The sequence below is a fragment of the Puniceicoccus vermicola genome (assembly GCF_014230055.1).
GTDB lineage: Bacteria > Verrucomicrobiota > Verrucomicrobiia > Opitutales > Puniceicoccaceae > Puniceicoccus > Puniceicoccus vermicola.
Genome location: NZ_JACHVA010000101.1, coordinates 326,654 through 347,222, shown reverse-complemented (window position 1 = coordinate 347,222; position 20,569 = coordinate 326,654). Strand labels below are relative to the sequence as shown.

General features: G+C 52.6%; 12 protein-coding genes and 1 pseudogene. 3 read left to right on the top strand and 10 right to left on the bottom strand.

Translation table 11 applies throughout. The annotated features are described in order from the left end of the window. Positions 1-141: 141 nt before the first annotated feature. Positions 142-1,989 carry an endo-1,4-beta-xylanase gene (locus H5P30_RS13505; protein ID WP_185693459.1) on the top strand — a complete coding sequence of 616 codons (1,848 nt, stop codon included), beginning with the start codon at positions 142-144 and terminating at the stop codon, positions 1,987-1,989. A gap of 91 nt (positions 1,990-2,080) precedes the next feature. On the opposite strand, the pseudogene H5P30_RS22095 reads toward H5P30_RS13505, so the two are convergent. Beyond that, positions 2,081-2,800: pseudogene (locus tag H5P30_RS22095) on the bottom strand (glycoside hydrolase family 2 TIM barrel-domain containing protein). Further along, positions 2,797-6,438: a DNRLRE domain-containing protein gene (locus H5P30_RS13490; protein ID WP_185693456.1), complete on the bottom strand. Its 3,642-nt coding sequence runs from the start codon at positions 6,436-6,438 to the stop codon at positions 2,797-2,799. Before H5P30_RS13490 ends, H5P30_RS22095 begins: the two are co-directional and overlap by 4 nt. 235 nt (positions 6,439-6,673) lie before the next feature. Between H5P30_RS13490 and H5P30_RS13485 the strand changes: the two genes are divergently transcribed. Together H5P30_RS13485 and H5P30_RS13480 are read left to right on the top strand one after the other, a co-directional pair. Next, positions 6,674-9,040: a GH36-type glycosyl hydrolase domain-containing protein gene (locus H5P30_RS13485; protein WP_185693455.1), complete on the top strand. Its 2,367-nt coding sequence runs from the start codon at positions 6,674-6,676 to the stop codon at positions 9,038-9,040. Positions 9,041-9,089: 49 nt separating this feature from the next. Next, positions 9,090-11,468 (top strand): glycoside hydrolase family 94 protein, encoded by a 2,379-nt coding sequence (locus H5P30_RS13480; protein ID WP_185693454.1) that lies wholly within the window; start codon positions 9,090-9,092, stop codon positions 11,466-11,468. A 195-nt stretch (positions 11,469-11,663) separates the two neighbouring features. Here the strand turns inward: H5P30_RS13480 and H5P30_RS13475 are convergent, their stop codons facing one another. From H5P30_RS13475 to H5P30_RS13440, 8 genes are all read right to left on the bottom strand, one after another. Beyond that, positions 11,664-12,395 carry a glycosyl hydrolase family 18 protein gene (locus tag H5P30_RS13475; RefSeq protein WP_185693453.1) on the bottom strand — a complete coding sequence of 244 codons (732 nt, stop codon included), beginning with the start codon at positions 12,393-12,395 and terminating at the stop codon, positions 11,664-11,666. Further along, positions 12,326-12,808: a glycosyl hydrolase family 18 protein gene (locus tag H5P30_RS13470; RefSeq protein WP_185693452.1), complete on the bottom strand. Its 483-nt coding sequence runs from the start codon at positions 12,806-12,808 to the stop codon at positions 12,326-12,328. Before H5P30_RS13470 ends, H5P30_RS13475 begins: the two co-directional genes overlap by 70 nt. A gap of 106 nt (positions 12,809-12,914) precedes the next feature. Next, on the bottom strand, positions 12,915-13,625 hold the full coding sequence (locus H5P30_RS13465; protein ID WP_185693451.1) for a PEP-CTERM sorting domain-containing protein: 711 nt from the start codon (positions 13,623-13,625) through the stop codon (positions 12,915-12,917). Between the two features lie 111 nt (positions 13,626-13,736). Further along, positions 13,737-14,513 carry a PEP-CTERM sorting domain-containing protein gene (locus tag H5P30_RS13460; RefSeq protein ID WP_185693450.1) on the bottom strand — a complete coding sequence of 259 codons (777 nt, stop codon included), beginning with the start codon at positions 14,511-14,513 and terminating at the stop codon, positions 13,737-13,739. A gap of 254 nt (positions 14,514-14,767) precedes the next feature. Further along, positions 14,768-14,965, bottom strand: coding sequence for a hypothetical protein (locus H5P30_RS13455; RefSeq protein WP_185693449.1), 198 nt, complete (start codon positions 14,963-14,965; stop codon positions 14,768-14,770). A 193-nt stretch (positions 14,966-15,158) separates the two neighbouring features. Beyond that, positions 15,159-17,000, bottom strand: coding sequence for a DUF5696 domain-containing protein (locus H5P30_RS13450; protein ID WP_185693448.1), 1,842 nt, complete (start codon positions 16,998-17,000; stop codon positions 15,159-15,161). A 62-nt stretch (positions 17,001-17,062) separates the two neighbouring features. Continuing rightward, positions 17,063-17,359: a hypothetical protein gene (locus tag H5P30_RS13445; protein WP_185693447.1), complete on the bottom strand. Its 297-nt coding sequence runs from the start codon at positions 17,357-17,359 to the stop codon at positions 17,063-17,065. A gap of 255 nt (positions 17,360-17,614) precedes the next feature. Further along, a complete protein-coding gene (locus H5P30_RS13440) occupies positions 17,615-20,281 on the bottom strand; it encodes a CBM96 family carbohydrate-binding protein (protein WP_185693446.1) in 2,667 nt (888 codons plus the stop codon). Positions 20,282-20,569 lie beyond the last annotated feature (288 nt).

The window sequence follows — 20,569 nt, the reverse complement described above, 5'->3', positions numbered from 1 at the left end:
TTAGCCCACCCCTAACTGATACAGTTATTGGTGCTCTTGCACCTCCCACCGAAAGATTAAAACTCAGAAGTCCGCCCATCGTCCGAGCAAGACGGATTCAACCAGCAAAACTGCTTCTTCCGCGAGAATCCCCTGACTCCAATGCATCTACATCGACTCTTATCCATCCTTTGCCTGAGCATAGCTGGCACAAACTGCTTGAATGCGGAAGCCCTACCTCCCTTTAGCGGGGCATCCCTACTCCCCGAAGACATCTCTCCACACCAATGGAGCTTCTACCCAGGAAAGCACAACAATGCCTCCGTAGCTCGCGCTGAGCCAGTCGTAGCTGAACATCCCTCATTTCAGCAAGCGATGCGAGTCCATGTCATACAGCCCAGTGGTCATTTCTACAATGGGTGCATTTCACTACCAGCGAATCAAGCAGTTGCATCCGGCGACACCCTGCTCATCCGTCTCTATTTCCGTTCTATCCAAAATGCAGAAGAAACCGGAGAAGGTTTTGCCACGGTTTTTGTACAAGGTCCAAAGCCCAAGTACAAAAAATACCTGATTCGTGAAATCACTGCCTCCAAAGAATGGAAGGAATACACCCTCCCCGCCAAAGTCACCGACACCTTACCAAAAGGACAACTCTCCCTGCTCATTGGAGCTGGCGGCGGCTCAAAAGCTCAGATCTGGGAAGTCGGTGGGATTGAATTTCTCAATTATGGAGACGGGGTCGATCCATCAGATTTCCCGAAAACGAAAACCACCTACGCAGGCCGCGAAATCGATGCGTTATGGCGCGTCGCGGCCAATAAACGCATTGAGCGCTATCGCAAAGGGGACTTCCATGTCCGGGTGACGACTCTGGACGGAAAACCAGTTGCCGGAGCCACAGTCGAAGTCCGCCAACAACGCCATGCCTACCACTTTGGATCCGTGGTCACACCTGCACTCATTACCGGAAAAACCAAAGATGCCGAGATCTACCGCCAAAAGGTGCTGGAGCTTTTTAATCAAAGCGGCATGGAGAACGCCCTCAAATGGGGCCCATGGGAAAGCGAATGGGGCGGCCACTTCAAGCAGCCGGTCACACTGAAGGCGCTCAAATGGCTAAAAGACTACGATTTCTACACCCGCGGGCATGTTCTCGTATGGCCGTCAAAGAAGCACATGGGCAAGCGTATTCAACCCTACTTACCCGCAAACGATCCACAGTCCGCCGACCCCATTGCCAAGCAGATCGTGCTGGATCATATCGAGAACATTACCACAGCGACCGCAGATTACCTCGACGAGTGGGATGTCCTCAACGAACCCTATCACGATCACTATCTGATGGATGCATTCGGCGATCAAGTCATGGTCGGCTGGTTTAAAGAAGCGCGTCAACACCTCCCGACTCACGCGCTCTACATCAACGATGCCGGTATCCTCTCCGACAACGGCCGCGACATCATTCACCATGAAGACTATATTCAGAAGTTGGACTACCTCTTGGAGAACGGCGCCCCCGTCACAGGCCTCGGCCTACAAGGCCACTTCGGAACGAGCCCGACTTCCATTGAAAAAGTTTACAGAATTCTGGACCAATTTCACAATGCATTCCCAAAACTCAATATCCGTATCACAGAGTTTGATATCCAAACTGACGACGAATCATTACTGGGTGACTATACCCGAGACTTTCTCACGATTGTCTTCAGCCACCCGGCGACAGTCGGCGTCCAATGCTGGGGTTTTTGGGCAGGCGCGCATTGGCGTCCGGAGTCCGCCCTTTACACCAAAGACTGGCGGGAGAAATTGAACGGCCGGGAGTGGAAGCGCCTCACTCGTGAGGTTTGGTGGACGACACTCAGCGGACAGACTCAAAACGATGGCACTTTCTCGGGACGCGGCTTCTACGGAGACTACACCGTCCGAGTCTCCCATCAGGGGCAGACCCAAGAAGTCGAGTTCCAACTCAGCAAAAGCGAAACGAACGAGCCAACTGTCAGATTCTGAGGTGGGTCGTCCGTCGACGACCTTGAATGAGCACTGCTCATATTGGGTTCATACGTCGATTACAAGGAAAGGCATCGATGAACTTTATATTTTAAGCTTCGTAGCGCGGCTCCGCCCAGACCTTGCGCACAAAGTGGGCCACCATCTTGGGCTGTCGTTCCCGCGAAAAAGCACCCTTCTTATTTCCACCCACGCGAGCGAAATTTTGAGCCGTCCGGAAGTCTGCAAAGTTCCAGATGTGCTCGCCGACCACGTAGTCCAAGTCGCGCATCACTTCGATCAATCCAAGCGTCAGCTCAGTCTGATACTCCTAGCTCCACCGCTCCCCTGGCAGTGCATGTCGTCCGGGAATGGTATTCGCTCCAAACTCCGTGATAAAAATCGGCTTCTTGAACTTCGCATACATTTTCTCGAGGGTCTCGCGCAGATCATCCTGGGCCTTGGAAACTTGCCCCGGCAGATGATACCAACCGGGATAGAGATTCACCCTCACCACGTCGAAGAAGTCCATCACAAGGTCGTTCTCCGCCTTGCAGGTGACCATGATCACGGGACGTGTCGAATCCATCGAACGCACAAGCTCGGAAAGCGATTTAAAATACGGAATCGAGTCTTCGCGGTTCGTCGTCGCCTCATTCGCGACCGACCACATAATAACCGACGGATAGTTGCGGTCACGCTCGATCAGCTCCGTCAGCACCTTCTGGTGTGCCTTGAGCGTTTGCTCGGTTACATAGTCGAAGTTAATCGATACTTCGGGTGCTTCGGAAATAATCAGGAAGCCCTGCTCGGAATAGGCGTTCCCGATCACTCGTATTGGAACACACCTCGACCTGCAGTGCCGATAAAGACGCGTCCGTAGTTTTGGCGGTCACCAGTAATTGAGGTCACTCTCGCAATAGTCGGATCTGCCAACTTGGTCCACGTGCTTCCGTAGTCATCCGAACGGTAAACACCGGGCACAGAGTTCACGTATCCATAAACAAAGACGGTATATCCGGATCCTGACTGCGCCTTACCAAAGCTCACCGCTGTCACTCGACCCACACCACTGATCTTTGTCCAAGATCCGGCAGAGTCGGTCGAGCGCCAAAGTCCTCCACCTCCACCATTACCATTGTATGCGGAATCGTCGCAGACCCAGATATCGCCACCGGATGGATATTCAGGGGATGGCGGCGCAGCAATTAGCTGTGGCGTCAGCATATTATAGCTATTGTTATTATCAATAGTCGAAGCCAAAGACCAGGAAACACCATTGTTCGTGCTCTTGTAGATTTGGTGGCTCGATCCACCAAAATTGGCCATGTAGAAATTACCATTCCCCCCATCGGCAGCAAGCGGTTTGGCAGATTCTCTATTAGTGTATCCATTCGTGTAGACACCACTGATTTCCGAGGTAGGTCCTCCGGTGGATTGAGTCCAGGTCACACCACGGTCATTACTGTAATGCGCCTTTTTCGAGTTCAACCCAATTGGCAGCCAGACGAGCACGTCCGGATCCGTCGAAGAGACAGCAATACGTCCACCATCCATATTAGAGCCAGCCCCGGTCCGATAGCGTGGCTCGGCGAAAGGATTACGACTTAAGTTACTGCTGGCATAAGTCCGCGGTCGATTATTCCATGTAAGTCCAGACTCTGTCCAACTGGTGCTAGGGGCAGCAAAGACACCCACCTTGTATTCGATCCCTGAGCTTGCACTTTGGCGGTGTAGTTTGAGTGATGCAGATGTGATTGTCGGCAGACTACTCAAGTCCAGTTTCAAATAGATCTGGCGATCATCCCTCGTATTCGTGGTGTAAGTATGCGCCACACGTAGCACATCAAAACTACCGTAATTTTTATCCTCATAATTCGTATATCCGTTCACATAGGTATCCGCTGAGGGCGCATAAGGGGAACCTGTGTCATTATTAATAATCAACTGTGGCCGCACACTGGAGTCTGACGCCTCGTTCGAGTCGAATTCGATTGGGGTCTTGGTGAAATCTGTCGCCGAATCCGATGCGATCACGAGCGTAACCGTCGTGACGCCTTTCGCCTGTTGAGTAGCTAAATAAGTGCTAAGGTCCCAACTCTCCCACCCCGCTGCACCGCTATTAATCGTTTGTTGATCTATTTGGCCAAAAAGCAACCAGGTCTGCCCCCCATCTGTGGAATAGCCACCACTGCCATTTCCATAAACGCCACTCCAAGCACGGGCCCAGACATTGTAATGCCCTTCACTAAAATCTAAACTGGTTGTATTGTATTTTGATGGATTGGCGAGTTCGTCACCATTACTCCCAGTAGGACGAAGCGTGGTATCCTGATAATAGAAACCAGAGATGTCCCCCAGTCCTGTAACCAAAGCAGGGCCCGTTGGCGCGTTCTTAAGATCCAACACAACCGTTTCATCCTGACCGTGCTGCAACATATACCAAGTCGAGCCAGTTCCACCCAGATTCTGGGCATCGCGGGTGCGTGCCACACCAAAGAAGTCGGACACCCAGAGCTCATTGGAATCGGCTGGATTGATCAGCAAAGAGGATGTATTGCCAAACCAATAGCCATTCAAAGTCGGGGTTCCATCCGGCTCCTGCCTGACCTGACTATTCGATGTTTGCTCTGACCAGTTTGCCCCGCCATCGGTCGAACGCCAGATCTTGGGAGAGTCGCGATCAGCCACGTAAACCGTATTGCCTGTGCTATCGTTCGGGTCGGTCGCCACACCGTTGTAGTCCGGCCCCGATGTTGGGGAAACCTCACTGATCAAACCGCCACGCGGCAGCTTGAAGAGGCCTTCAGTGCCGGCTGCAATATAAAGGGTTCCGTTCGCAGCGAGTTGTGCACGACGTGGCATCACAAAACTGCTGGAGACTTTGGTCCAGTTCGTGCCGTCGGTTGTCTTGTAAATACCGCCTGTCGTTGGGCTTGAGCTGCCATCAAATACACCGGCATAGGTGATCGTGCTGCCACCATTCGGATCACAGACAACAAAGGAAACACCGCCCCGAGTTCCACCGGAAGACGGCTCACCGAATGGCACCGAACTGGCGGGCACGACCGTCCAGTTCCAGGTGCTGCCGGATTTAACACCCTTCTGTAAACCTGCAGCGACAGAACCATACCAGATCGTATCCGGATCATTCGGTTCCACCACCAAGCGCTCGCCGAAGAAGCGATTCGTCGGTAAATTGGGAGTCATCGACAAGCCGGACAAGATCTCCGTCCAAGTGCCGCCGTAGTCTTCGGATACAAGGATCTTATTGCCCGCCCCCACATAGACACGGCTCGGATTATTCGGATCGGTTGCTATCGATTCAACGCCCATCAAATCTTGAGCACCCGAAGTTCCCAGAGGAACCATGTAATCACTAATGGATACCCACGTGCCATTTCCCTGAGGATCGTTCTCGGTTGGCGACCAACGAAAGGCACCACCCACATCTGTCCGACAGTAAATCGCACTACCGTCGGCATTGCTCGCTAAACCAGTAACGTAACCACCACCGCCTAAAGGAACCGAGGTCCAAACAGGGTTCATATCAACTGCATCGAATGAGAGTGTCGGCACGACTGACAACTCATTACCCGAATCAGCACTGTAAACTCGATAGCCACTATAGTCATCCAACCCCGCAACATCCGGATTCAGACGAAAAAAGACATACTGCTCCCCAGCGGTATCAAAGTCGTAAGCCACATTCAAATAGTCGGCCAGAGCTTGATCACTAACAATTATCTGACCGCTGCTACTGGAAGGCACCAGCAAATCATCTTTTATAAGCGTCGCACCCGGATCACTGGAACCGGCATAAAAGTCATTCACCGAAACATCCGACGAACTGAATACGCCGAGCGCATACAAATCGGCATTAAACGAGGGGCTTCCATCAATCCCCTCCAAGTAAAATCGGAGACTGGCACCTGAAAACGTTTCCCCTTCCTCTAGTTCGGGCAATTTAAATACGACGACAAGATTTAGCCCAGTGCTACCAGAGTAGCCGGAATTCATGATCGAGTCATCACCAAGCGTTCCGTCACTACTGACCTCTCGGTCATCTTCAAGCCCATAGAGCGTGTAAGAAGAAAGCTTCTCCATATCCAGATACTGATACCGGAAAAATAAACGCTTAGCGTTCTCCCCCTGAAACACAGCCGTGTTTTCTATAAGACGGCTATCGATCAAGTAGCTATTAATGACCTCCGCCACACCCTCGATCGGATCCCAATTCACTAAATCAGAAGAGACTTGCATCGTCAATGCGCCCTCTGAGTCATCAGCTGCAGTTAAATAAGAAAACTGCACCTCATTCTCCCCATACGAGAACTCAACACTTTGCAAAAATTCATCCGGAGACATAGGCAATGCGCCTTGCAGGGACTGTGCATGGAGCAAAGCGATCACCGAAAACAGCAGGCATGCGATTTTGTATCTGAGAGTGAAAGGCTTAGTAAATAACATTGCGGGGGGGGGAGGAAAGGCAGGTGCAGCCCAATATCGTTCTTGAGCATAATTTAACCATCTGCTGACACCTCGTATTAACGATGACTCTCTGAATTTTGAAAAGACATTAGCTACTTTATCAGTTAGGACAACCTAACTGATAAAGCTTGCTCAATCTTGTGAACGCCCCCCAATCGCCACAAAATGACTCACTTTTAGGTCTTTATTCCCCCAACCCGTATAAAGGCCGTAGATGGTAAAATCCCCCCCCGACATTATGGAGCCTACGCGACGACAGCCCGGTATGAACAACACATCACTGATCTCGAAAGAAGCCGAGTTATTCGACTTCCACACCAACGATGGTGCGCTGCACATTCACACCGCCAATCCACCGGCCAGTTGGAAGAACTACTTGTTCAATCCGGATTACTACATTGAGCTGGACCAATGCGCACAAGGCCGCACTCGCATGCTGCAAGCACCCGCCCGCGACCTTCCATCCATCTATCGCTACTTTTACGTGAAGGACGAATCTACCGACGACTGCTGGAACCTTACCGTTCAACCGCTCAACAAGCAGATGGACCACTACGAAGCGATTCACTCCCCCAGCCACTGCACCTACGCGGGCCGACGCGCGGGGATCGAATCCAACGTCCGGGGATTTGTCCCCGTCTCCGGCAGCCGTGAACTCTGGACTGTCCGCCTCACGAACACTTCATCGGAAGCCCGCAAGCTCGCCCTCTTCACCGTATTTCCCTTCGAGGATGGGGGCCCCATGCGCTCCAATGCTTGGTATAGTCCAGAGGAGAGCACCTGCTATAGTCACTTTTTTCCGCACCACCTGCACTACCGTGATTACGAGCGCCTGAAGGATAAACATACACTGCGTTTTATGTTCAGCACAGAGCAAGCGACTTCCGGTGAGTCCAATGAGCGCATTTTCTTCGGTGGCCCCAGTTTCCACACCATTCCGGCCGCGGTCCGCAATGGACAGTGCTCGGGTAAGCCCTGCTTGTCGGAATTCCCGGTCGGCGCGCTTCACCACGACATCGAACTGGCCCCCAATGAATCGAAAGAAATTGGCTTCTTCGTCGGCATGGAGCGCAGCGAGGCCGATGTCGCCGCGCTTCGAAAAGAATTCTGCAGCGTGGCCGCTTTTGATGCGGCACTCGAACGCGTCCTGAGTGCGGAAGCGAATTACCGTGACCAGCTGAGCATCGAAACACCCGACAGCACACTCAACGCCTTCTTCAACCATTGGCTGCAAAAGCAAATCGTTTTCCAGAGCCGACTCAATCGCCTGGCAGGTGGCTTCCCGATTCGCAATCAGTTACAGGACTGCCTGGGCTTCGCTCTACTTGATCCCACCGCGGCACTCGATTACCTACGCACCCGCATCCCTTTGCAAAATGCTGATGGTTACCTACGCCAGTGGTGGTCCGCTGGAGACGGCAATCAGGGCGATGTCTGCGCCCTGAATTATCTGGACGGTGGTATCTGGCTAGTCATTTGCACCATCATTATCGCCAACCAAAACGGATCCTATGATTTCCTCAATGAATCGCTGGGCTTCCATGACAGCAACGAAAAAGCCACTGTATTGGATAATTTGATACGAGCAGTTGATCGCTTGGCCATCGATCGTGGCAGTCACGGGCTGTGTCTCTTCGGCGATGGCGATTGGACCGACCCGATCAACGGCCCCGGGCGTAAAGGACTCGGAGAATCGACATGGACGACCTGCGCATTGGGGGTAGCCGTGCAAATGCTGACTGAAGTGCTCGGCGAGCTCGGCCATCTCGAGCAAGTGAAGCGTTTTCAGGAGCTCGACCAAACGCTGCGCCAAGTGATCGATCAGCATTGCTGGAACGGATCGTGGTTAATAACTGGATACGATGACGACGGTGTTTCCCTGGGAACGCCGGGAGACACTGAAGGTAAAATCTTTCTCAACAGTCAAACCTGGGCAATCATGGCCGGTTACATTCGCGAAGAGCGTATGCCATCCGTGCTCAAAGCGATCCAGTCCATGGAAACCGAAGCCGGCGCCCTACTGCTGGCCCCTGCATTCACCGATTGGAATGAGCGCTGGGGACGGATCAGTATCAAACAGCCCGGCACCAGTGAGAATGGCTCGATTTACTGTCACGCTGGCATGTTCAAAGCCTACGCGGATTGCTTCCTCGGCGACGGCTCCTCCGCCCTGCGCGAACTGCTCCGCAATCTCCCGCTAAACGCCGATAATCCACCGAGCCGCAATAGTCAGGCTCCGATCTTCGTGCCCAACTATTACTACGGCCTGACTGACACCTGCGAATTTGGGGTTTCCAGCCGACACCACTCGACTGGCACCGCCCCCTGGATGCTCTGGGTGATGGTGGAGAGCATTCTCGGCATACGCGCAACTGCCTCTGGACTTCAGGTCGCGCCCTGCATGCCGGACGAATGGGATCATGCCAAACTGCACCGACAATTCCGCAGTTCAAGCTACGACATCGAACTCAAACGCGGAGCCACCGACCAACCCTTGCAAATCAACGTCAACGGCCAAGTGATCGAAGACACCTGCCTGCCCTTTGGTGAACCGCACTACGACGTAAGCATTACCTTTTAACATACATCAGGTCGGAATAATCGACGCCTGTTACTTTGGATTTTTTTATATGAATCAATCATACGGACACTTTGACGACGCACGACGTGAATACGTGATCACGAAACCGAATACGCCCCGCCCTTGGAGCAACTACATCGGCAACGCAAATTTTGGTGGCGTCATCACCAACAATGCCGGCGGCTACACCTTTTATCGATCGGCCGCCCAGGGTAAACTGACGCGCTACAAGTTCAACGCCATGCCGGGCGAGCTGAATGGCCGCTACCTCTATTTGCGCAATCAGGCCAATGGCGACTTTTGGAGTAACTCATGGGTGCCGGTGGGCAAACCACTGGATCAATTTAAAAGCACCTGCCGACACGGCACCGGCTACACCACCATCGAGTCCACCTACGACTCGATTTCCAGTGAAGTCACCTACTTCACGCCATCCGGCGCGCTTTATGAAGTCTGGAAGGTTTCCGTCACCAACCACAGCTCAGAACCTCGCACGCTTAAGCTATTTCCCTGCCTCGAACCGCAGTGCAACTGGAGCGCAGAGGACGACAACAAAAACCTCCAGTATAACCAGTATATCTGCGCGACTTCAGGCAACACACAGCTCATCGACATCGGTAGTAATATTAACATGCCCGAAGATCCGGAGCACTTTGAAAACAAGGATCAGGCGCGGCACACTTTCTTCGGTTTAACTGGAATTAAGGCCAATGCCTTTGACTCTGATTTGACCAGCTTTCTCGGCACCTATGGTAGCTACAGTGCTCCTGAAGCTGTGGTCAAGGGGCGTTGCTCCAACTCAACCGCAATCGGTGACATGCCCGCAGCCGCCTTTGAAATCGAGCTTCAGCTCGCTCCCGGCGAAAGCAAAACCTTTGCCTGTATCTTTGGTGTCGGAAAAGCCGATATCGAAGGGCTAGCGGCCTGTGATGCCATGGCCACGACAGAATCGATCGACGCGGCATTGCACGCCATCACAACGGAGACGCACCGGAAGTTTGAGTCCTTCTCAGTCGAAACTCCGGATGACGCCTTCAACAGCATGCTCAACACCTGGGCTCCGTATAATTGCCTAATGACCTTCTACTGGTCGCGCACGGCGAGTCTCGTCTACGCGGGTGAGCGCGACGGTCTCGGCTTCCGCGACACCATGCAGGACATGCTTGGCGCGATGGGCATGGAGCTCAACGAAGCCCACCGCCGAATCGAACTACTCCTCACCGGACAACTCTCCAACGGTGGTGCCCTCCCCGTGGTCAAACCTTTTGCCCACACCCCGGGCGCCATGAAAGAGCCGGAGCATTACCGCGCCGATGACTGCTTGTGGTTTTTCAACGCGGTTCCGGAATACGTCAAAGAATCGGGCGCCATTGAATTCTATAAAAAAGTGCTCCCTTATGCCGACAAAGGCGAAGCCACCGTGCTCGGTCACATGCGACGTGCGATGGAGTTCAACTTTGATCGCTGCGGCGCCCATGGGCTTCCCTGCGGCTTGCACGCCGATTGGAATGACTGCCTGCGACTCGGCGAAGCCGGTGAATCCATTTTCGTAGCCTTCCAACTTCGCCTCGCTCTGCGTGAATACATCGACATCTGTCAACGTCTCGGGGAGGAATCGGAGGTTGAATGGGCCACCGCAAAGCTCACCACTTACGACGCGGCGCTGGCGGAGCATGCTTGGGATGGCGAATGGTATCTCCGTGCCTACCGCTATGATGGCTTGAAGTTTGGCTCTAAGGAGAACGAAGAAGGCTCCATCTTTATGAACCCTCAAGCCTGGTCAGTGATCAGTGGTCACGCAGACAGCAGCCGGGCCGAGCGAACCATGAAGGCTTTGAAGGAGCAATTGTCCACCGAGTTTGGTGTCATGCTCTGCGCACCTGCCTATGTAAAGACTGACCCAAGTGTCATGCTCGGCGTGCTATTCAATCCCGGTATGAAGGAAAACGCCGGCATCTTCAATCACACTCAGGGCTGGGCCGTGATGGCCGAAGCCATGCTCGGCAACGGAGACCAAGCCTGGCAATACTTCAAAGCCTCCATGCCCGCGACCTACAACGACCGCGCCGATCTACGCGAAGTGGAGCCCTATGTGGTTTGCCAGAGCACCCATAGCAAATTCAGCCCGCGTTTCGGCACCGGGCGGGTCTCCTGGCTCTCCGGGAGCGCTACTTGGAATTACCACGCGGCAACACAATACATCCTTGGCATCCGCCCGGAATACGACGGCCTGCGCATCGCCCCCTGCCTGCCATCGCATTGGCCGGAGGTCAAAATCAAGCGCACCTTCCGGGGCAAGCGCTTCGAGATCACCATACAAAACGGCTCCGAAACGCCCGGCATTTATCTAAATGGTCAAAAGTTAGAGACAGACCTCATTCCCTTTGAGCGCGCGGAAGCGACCAACCAAGTGCTGGTTCAAGCATAATCCCATACGATCTGGCTAATGAGCGGCTAAGTTAACCGATCATTTCCTGCGGTCGCTGGAGTTGCAGAGGAAGCGGAGCATATCCTACCAACGTCTTATTTATTCTGGTCGCATTGAACAGCGACCCATTAAGTCCACAACTGGCCCACTTATGGTCAGGCGTTGGTAAAAATTGAGTTCACAGATCTACTGGCCTCATTCTTTTAGAAAAGTCGCGACGGCATCCGCCAAAGGCTGCTGGCCTGAAGGCATGAGATCCTGGCCGAGGTGCCAGATGATACACCCGCCCAAGCCCAAATCCTCCAAAAAATGCAAGCGGGCCGTGATCCCCACGGGATCGTTGTAGGAGACAAAAACATCCCGCGCCGAACCCTTCTGATCAATTGAAAGGTAAGGCGTCTGAGTCACAACATCGAAGTGACCGTGTTTTGGCAAATCGTAGCGACTCAAAATTTCAGAATAAGGCACATCATTTTTGAGCATCGGCGCGATATCCCAAGTTTGTTGCGGGGCGGTGACGCCTCCGGTTGAAGTGCCAGTCCCGCCCGTCCAGACATCGCCATGAAAAGCCAGCCCGATCCCCAGTTTTTGCGGCTTCACGCCTGCCTCTAGAAAATTCCGGGCATTGCTTTCGATGGACGGAAGTTCGCGCCCTCCTGTGAAGTGAAGGCCTCCACTATACAGCGGCGAACCGTGCCAGGTCATCCACCCTGGCCATGGCCCGGAGAGCACGTAAGTCATCAAATCAATTTGATCAAAATGCTCCTGTAAGCCCGCAAAGACTTGTCCAAGATGACGATTTTGAATCGGATCCGGCCCTGTAGCCGCCGTCAGAAGTGAATGGGGATTGTCTTGCTTCAAAGCCGAGCGCAAGGGCGCACGAGTTGTTGGAAAGCCGCATTGTACTGCTGCTCCAAAGGCTCCCAATCTAAATCCACACCGTCATAGCCGTATACATTCACTAAAGACACAATGTTGGCGATAAATCGCTCGCGGTTCAGATCGGAGGAGGCCCCCCGAAATCCCTCCGCAGTATAGGCGCCACCGAGAACCAGCAACACTCGCTTTTGTGAACGATGGGCGGCGGCTACCGTCGCTTTGATATGCGATGGCGTCAGCTTGAAATCCTCGAGCGTAATCGAACCATCAGCTTGCACAGTTCCCCCGAAATGAAGTAGGTGCGTGATCGAATCCCAAGGCAAGGCCGCTGGAGCCACCGTTTCCTGTATCCACCCCGGATAGTAACCACTGACCCAAATCTCACGATCCTGAACCGGCAAAGCAGCGAGCCACAAACTGGAACATAGATAGAACACGATGTGATGGAACCTGTGCGTCATCTTTTTCAAATTTGTACAAGAATCTAAGCATCTACGCGATGCTTCGCAGACTCAAAAAAAAGCGCGAGCTTTCGCTCGCGCCTGTTACCCCAAATAACCCTAAAAGTTATTTTCGACGGCGAACCATCACTGCGCTCAAGGCCAAACATCCAGCCAGTAAGGCAAAGGTGCCTGGCTCTGGAACTGCACTGATGGTCAGATTGTCGTAATCGACGTTCAGAGATCCGCCTGTGGCAGTCCGATGACGATAGCCGAAGTAATCCCCCATTGATGCCAAATCAGCTGCGGCCAAGGTTCCCGAAATATACTGAGAGGTAGTGCCGTTATCCAAGGTAAGCGTAAGATCTAGATCTGCTCCATCGTATACGCCTGCCAAGGTGAGTGTATAATCTGGTAAAACACCGATTGAGGATGAAAATGTGGCGCTGTTGATTAATCCCGCTCCACCGATAGAGAAAAGTCGAAACACACCGGTGGATGGGTTCAAGTCAGCGAGTAGATAATCATCTGCCAGAGTGGCGCTGTCGGCCAATGCCGCAAACCCCAGCGTGGTTCCTGATCCCAGAGGGGCTACTCCAAAGTTGAATGTGGAAGTCATGCTGAAATCAACGCCTGCTGCTGCCGCAACTTGAGTCGTGGCGTAGGTAATTACGTTAGCGCCGATGGTGTTATTGTAAACACCGCCGCCCGGAAGTGACCATCCGCTTCCCGTGTTGTCCAAGCCAGTGGATGTAAACTCGTTATCGTAGACTATCGTCTGAGCCGTAACAATCTGTGCAGAGAAGGCTAATACGCTTAATATAAGTAGGTTTTTCATAATTTGATGATTGTGGGGTAAGTTGTAAGCAACTTGAAGTATCAGGAAAGAGTTTCAGCGAAATTATGTAAAATGACAAATTCTTTAAAGCTTTACCAGTTAGGTTAGATTTCACCTATATGATCGACGGCGCATCATAACGAAGCCCAGCATGCAAAAGCCAGCCAGCAAGGCATAGGTGCCTGGCTCGGGAACAGCAGCAATCGATGCCGCAGCAATGAGAACATGACTGGAAGAGCTTTGAGTCCCTGCCGTTGCGATACTGAAGTTAAACACTTCGTTTGGATTATCGGCGATGACGTTAAATGTATACAAATAAGGTTCTCGAGGCGACGCGCTGTCTCCATACGCACCGCCAAATCCAGACCCACCTGTGTTGCCAGACGTATAACTCTCCGCCCCATTCATAGAACCCACAACCGTGGCGAATTGCGTGGCGAAGCCGCCCGTCCAGATATTAATCACATACTCCTGCCCGGCTTCCGCTAGAGTGATGTCCAACTGAACCCCTTCGCCGGCAGTAGCGAGCTCTTCAGAAAACAAACCGGTCACGCCTGCTTCAGTACCACTCTCGACACCACTTCCATTTGAAAATGAAAATTCTGTATTAATCGCAAAACCACTTGTGCCACGTAAATATGAGCCAATACCTGAAACTGAAATTGAACCGATACCGAAACCGCCATCCATTTCATTCGTCGCAGTGCCACTGACACCTGGGCTCGTGGTCACCGCGGAATCCCAATAGGCCCAGTCAGTTGTCCCGATTTCGGTCAGATCAAACGCAGCTGCAGAGGCGAGATCCGTTCGACCGATAAAATTGATACTCGCGGCGGAGGCGAACTGAGTCGTTAACGCAAGAAGACCAAGGGGCAGAAGTAATTTCATGGGGCACGGGGTAGTTCAAGAAATTTCTTAAATGTATTCTGGTAGATTTTTCCGACGAATGCAAGCGCTACACGATGTGGTGAATTCGTATCGGGCGTGATTCACACCGGGGAGAGCTTTCTTCGTAGCAGCGTTCTTTAGACGCCGTCATCAAGTCTGTATTCACTCGATCTGTCGACCGCCCTGACTGGGGCTAAAGCACCCAGCTACGTTTCCCTTAGTTTTAATCACACCCAGTATCCCATCGCCCCAACCTACTGCACATGGACGCGAAGGAAGTCCTGCGGCACCGATCCCGCAAGGCCATCTGCACGGTAACAGCGCTCTTCAAAATCGGCACTCAATTGATGTGCGCTCTCCAGCTCAAAGTACAGATGGCTCGGATCGGTCCACTCGTCGACTCCCAAATTGCTAGAGGCCAGAACCTGAACAGCCCCTTCCGGTGCAGACACACGCCGGATCAGAGTAGCGTCAGCTCTAGTGGCGAGCGCGGAGAGATCGGAAATCTAGTGATCACTAATTTCTAGCCAATCGATGACATTCACTAACCAATCAGTCGCTTCATCAATGCTGCGGGTTTCGATTTGAATTTCAATATGAGCCCCGGCAATTCAATTGAGCGGTTGATATCGGAATGTCGGCGGCCTATTGAGGATCCTCTGAAATTCGATAGCCTAAAGCCGGCACATTCACACCACTATGCTCATAATCCTCCGAGGAGAAATTAACACGCAGGGTCAGGCCATTATCAAAAACGGTTTCTTCCACTTCATCACTCAGAAAGCGGTGCGAAACCATTTCGCTCGTCGCCACCCGCTCCAGCCAATCATCGACATAGAAAGATTCGGAAAAGGCAGTTCGACTTTGCTCCCACTCATCTTTAGATGCAGAATACCAACGCATTTGATGCCCCCAAACCATTTGCGCGAGCCATTGTTTGCGTAAATCTCCGGCCGATGACTCGATCGCATTCGAAACCGTATAGCGAATGATGGTGTCGTGGTAAACGAGGCCCCAAAGTGGGATGGTTTCACCGGCCACACGTTCTTGATCGAAGGGCAACAAGAAATCGATATGCGCGACACTAAAATCGGAAGCGCCTTCACTGCCCAGCACGACTGCCTGCTCTTTATAGAATCTTAATAATTCAAGTTTACCCGCTTCATCCTGCGAGCGTGTTTGCTCATTGCCGGGTTCATAGGATTCGTAAAATTGAACCGCTGTCGTGGTATCGCAATACACGGCACGCACAGGTAACTTTCCAATGTGCTCCCAATTACGTTTTAAGTAATCCAGACTATTCTTTGAGTTTAAAATGTAAGCCTGTCCACCGGCCCAATAACCGCCTGGCATAGGCATGTCATTAGGCATACGAACGACACCTTCTGGCCAACTTGGCGACTGTTTATAAATGTCCTGGTAATTATCATGTAAAGCCACCGTCAGCGGATCAGGCTGCGAGAGCAGTTTCTTTAAGCTGTCGATCGAACCAAGAGCGGGCTCAGGCGGCCAAACATCGGGGTGCGATTCATCGTAACCTCCGTTGATCCAACCACATAATGTAACCAACCCACGGGTCATGCCTGCGTCCTTTACGGCCTCGACCATATCAATGCACGCTTCATGAGTCTGATGCACTTTTAAGTAAGGCGACTGTTCACCTTCCAATGATGGCTGCATGCGATCTTCGCGACATTCTGGATGGATGGTCCGGCATTGCCACAGGAACAAGGCGCGACTGCCAATCATATTGACCAAGGCTGGCGTCGTTTGTGCCTTTTCAACCAGCGAACGGAACAAGCCTTTTGCCTTTGCGTAAGAACGGAAGACTTTGGCCAATTCAACATAGTTACCTTCAACAAATCGAAAGCGCACGGAACGTTGGCCTTGCCAGCGATTCATCGACTTGAACCAACCGGTGGTGGCGGTCATATTGGCGGCCATCACACCGGCGTCTTGGTAACCTTGATCGACCACAGCAATCCAGCCATGCCGTCCACGCAGGCCACCAAACCAGCGCATCGAAAGGTGTGCGGGGAAGACCCAAAAGTGACGCTGGCTTAGCGGCTTCTTAATCCAGCGTCCCACACCTTGCGGCACGACCAGACTTTCCGATTCAATGGGCGTGGGAAAAACCAAACTGGGCAGCGCCTCATCGATGTCGACCACCTGACAATCGAACCACGAACCATCGAGCACAAAGCGGCAGCGAAAATCGCCGAGTGGCTCCCCTTCCCTACCTAGTAAGGTGAAACGACAGGACTCACCCTCGCGCTCACCGCGAAAACGTCCCGGAAACTGCTCACAGATAGAACGCTCGGTTCGCAACCAGACATGCCCTTCGTTGATCGGTCCAGCTTCCTGCAAGGCCGCTGCACCCATGCACCAAGTCTCACCATTGACCTTATCGTAGATGATTACGGAAGCATCCGAATGAACCACGACTGAGAGATATTCATTCTCAGCACTCCACAATTTGTTTTTCATATGCTGTCAGTGTTCGCGGCTACTGCTTAATTTTATAAGGGCCGACATAGCCCGCCCACAGCTCATTGGTCGCGGGATTGAAGCGCAGAACTTGTGGATGGTTGTAAGGAATATCGCCGGCCATAGTCTTCTGTTTTATACACTCCAGCCACATCACCGGCCAAATAGATCACACCCGGCTTGCTGGGATGAAAGGCCGCCGCATAATAATAGCCACCCCCGCCCCAGCCGGTTTGCTCCCACTCACTTTCGATGGACTCATTCGTTGCGAACGCGCTGATACAAATCATAAAAATTGCCGTGAGGGCAAACACAGCTCGCAGAGACAATCGTTGAAAATTGAAACGTGGATTTAGCATTAATAGAATATGATCTCAGACCTTTATGAATACCTTTTGGAGGAGGCATTGGGGAATCAGAGAATATGGGGGTTGAATCCTCCGGGTGTCAGAATGCACCGGAATTTAGCGATTCGACATGAAGCAACAAGCACACACAAACTTTATCAGTTAGAGACGCTACAAACAAGTCTTCGGCTCCTACAAAAAGGCCGAGTCACTTGGCGAGCAACTCGGCCCGGCAGCCAGGAATAAACGAACCCCAATCAAATGAGGTCAGTATTGAAAGACGCCTCGACCGTCCGTTCCGAGAAAAACACTGTTCGCATTTTGACGGTCACCTGCCAGCACTGAGAATCTGGCGATCGTCGGATCTGCCAATTGAGTCCAAGTGGCACCATAATCTTCGGATTGATACACGCCGAGCTCAGAGCCTACTTTGCCATAAATATAAACGGCATAGCCCGTGCCGGAACTCGATTTGCCGAAGCTCACCGCAGATACCTTCGTCACGCCACTCAATTTTGACCAGGTTGCCGCGCCGTCAGTCGAACGCCAAAGCCCGCCTGCATTATGATTGTAGTCGGAATCGTCACATACCCATACATCTCCTCCCGAAGGATTGGATGGTGAGGCGGGTGCAGCCACAATTTGAGGTGTCCGCATATTGTAGGTCCATCCGTTGGTGATGCTTGAGGCCAGAGTCCAGGTCGCACCGTCGTCTGTGCTTTTGTAGATTTTATGCTCGGAGCTCCCGAAATTGGCCATGTAGAAATCGCCATTCACACGGTCGGCTGCGATCGGCTGCCCGGAAATGTCAGTGCTATTTCCATTGGTATAAACACCGGTAATTTCAGAATTGGGCCCACCCGTGGACTGTGTCCAGGTCACGCCTCGATCATGACTGTAGAAAGCGCGATTGCTCGTGCCCACGGGAAGCCAAACGAGCTTATCCGGATCGGTGGATGAAGCCGCCACACGCCCTCCGGCAAGACTCACACCGGTGCCAGTTTTGTAACGAGGCTCGGCAAATGGATTTCGAGACGAATTGCTACTCGCATAGGTCAGCGGACGGTTGTTCCAAGTGATACCGGTTTCTGTCCAAGTCGTATCCGCGCAAGCAAATACCCCGACCCTGTATTCGATCCCCTCGCTGGCACTGAGTCGATGCAGCTTTAATGTCGCAGAGCGGATTGTCGGCATGGCACTCAGATCGAACTTCATGTAAACCTGGTGATCACTTGTGGTATTCGTCGTATAAGTATGTGAAACCTTGAGAAGGTCAGATGTCCCGAAGTTATTGCCCTTGTTGGATGAGGATCCAACGACAAAGGCATCCGCGGTTGCGGCGTATGGACTTCCGGTGGCCCCGTTGATCACTAACTGTGGACGCAAGCTGCTATCTGCCGCCTCATTCGAAGAGAAAGCGACATGGGCACTCGTAAAATTCGTCGCACTATCTGAGGCGATAACCAATGTCACTGTAGAAACGCCCTTGGCCTGCTGTGAGGCGAGGTAGGTGCTGAGATCCCAACTCTCCCAGCCCGCAGCACCGCTGTCGATGTTCTGCTGGGCAATCTGTCCGAAGAGCAACCAGCTTTGCCCGGCATCGCTGGAATAGCCACCGCTCCCGTTCCCGTGGTTCCCGTGCCATGCACGCACCCAAACATCGTGATCTGCTTCACTAAAATCGAGGCTCGTGGTATTGGCTCCGGATGGATTCGTCAATTTGCCGCCATCGGCGCCTGTCGGGCGAACGCTGGTATCATAGTAGTAGAAACCAGTGACATCAGCGAGAGCAGTCACCAATCTCGGCCCTGTCGGTGCATTCAGGATGTCCATGACCACCGTTTCATCCTGCCCATGTTGCAGCATATACCAAGTCGATCCGGATCCACCGAGATTCTGAGCATCACGCGTGCGCGCCACGCCAAAGAAATCCGAGAGCCAGAGCTCATTCGAATCCGCAGGATTGATCAGCAATGACGAAGTATTACCAAACCAATAACCATTCAAGGTCGGTGTGCCGTCCGGCTCTTCACGTGTGCCGTTATAAGAGGACTGCTCAGACCAGTTCGCGCCACCATCCACGGAACGCCACAACTTCTTCGAGGCCTTGTCCGCAACGTAAACAATATTGCCCGTGCTGTCATTCGGATCCACGGCCACACCATTGAAGTAGGGATCGGATACTGAAGGAGTGATTGCGCTGATCGATCCACCACGTGGCAGCTTGAAAACGCCCTCACCGCCACCGGTGATATAAAGCGTTCCATTACTGGAGATCTGTGCCCGGCGCGGCGTGTTGAAACTACCCGAAGACATGGAAACCTTAGTCCAATTGGTGCCATCTGTCGTTCGATACACCCCACCCGTTGTTGGACTGGATCCGGGATCAAAGACTCCGGCGTAAGTAATTGTGCTGCCGCCGTTGGCATCACAAATCACGAAGGTCACCCCGTAATCGACGCCAACGGATGACGGCACCCCAAAGGGCACTGAGCTCGATGGAACCGTGGACCAGCTCCAGGTGCCAGCGGACTTCACGCCCTTTTGCAATCCATCTTTAACCGAGCCATACCAGATCGTATTCGGATCGTTCGGATCAACGGCAAGCCGCTCGCCCAGGAAACGAGTGGATCCGGAGTTTGGCTGCATCGACAGACCCGATAAAATTTCAGTCCAGGTGCTCCCCTGATCATCGGATACAAAGATTTTATTCCCGGCCCCCACATAGACGCGGTCCAGATTACTGGAATCCGTCGCGATTGATTCAACCCCCATCAGCTTGTCGGCATCCGGCGTGCCAAATGGAACCATGTAGTCACTGATTGATATCCAGGTGCCATTGCCTTGCGGATCCCCGGGATCGGGTGACCAGCGGAAGGCTCCTCCCACATCCGTGCGGCAGTAAATCGCACTGCCGTCCCTGTTACTCGCCAAGCCAGTCACATAACCACCACCGCCGAGTGGGACAGTTGTCCATTCTGAAGCTGTGCCAGCGGGGCTCGAGTCACGATCTGACTGAGCATATATTTTGTTTGCCTGAACTATTTGAAAAGCAGTCAGATAGCACAAAGGCGCAAGACATATCCGCAAAAATAGGACATTACATTTGAGGTATTTCATGGGCATTCGAAGGAGGAATTCCTGTATGGACCTGAGCCTGCAACAAAGGAGATCAAGTTAATGCGCCTTAGACAAAACAAGCACTGAAGTCTTTCTGCAACA

Excerpts from the sequence above, each read along its gene's own strand:
- H5P30_RS13505 (WP_185693459.1), top strand. The coding sequence starts at position 142 with ATGCATCTACATCGACTCTTATCCATCCTTTGCCTGAGCATAGCTGGC.
- H5P30_RS13490 (WP_185693456.1), bottom strand. The coding sequence starts at position 6,438 with ATGTTATTTACTAAGCCTTTCACTCTCAGATACAAAATCGCATGCCTG.
- H5P30_RS13485 (WP_185693455.1), top strand. The coding sequence starts at position 6,674 with ATGGTAAAATCCCCCCCCGACATTATGGAGCCTACGCGACGACAGCCC.
- H5P30_RS13480 (WP_185693454.1), top strand. The coding sequence starts at position 9,090 with ATGAATCAATCATACGGACACTTTGACGACGCACGACGTGAATACGTG.
- H5P30_RS13470 (WP_185693452.1), bottom strand. The coding sequence starts at position 12,808 with ATGACGCACAGGTTCCATCACATCGTGTTCTATCTATGTTCCAGTTTG.
- H5P30_RS13465 (WP_185693451.1), bottom strand. The coding sequence starts at position 13,625 with ATGAAAAACCTACTTATATTAAGCGTATTAGCCTTCTCTGCACAGATT.
- H5P30_RS13460 (WP_185693450.1), bottom strand. The coding sequence starts at position 14,513 with ATGAAATTACTTCTGCCCCTTGGTCTTCTTGCGTTAACGACTCAGTTC.
- H5P30_RS13450 (WP_185693448.1), bottom strand. The coding sequence starts at position 17,000 with ATGAAAAACAAATTGTGGAGTGCTGAGAATGAATATCTCTCAGTCGTG.
- H5P30_RS13445 (WP_185693447.1), bottom strand. The coding sequence starts at position 17,359 with ATGCTAAATCCACGTTTCAATTTTCAACGATTGTCTCTGCGAGCTGTG.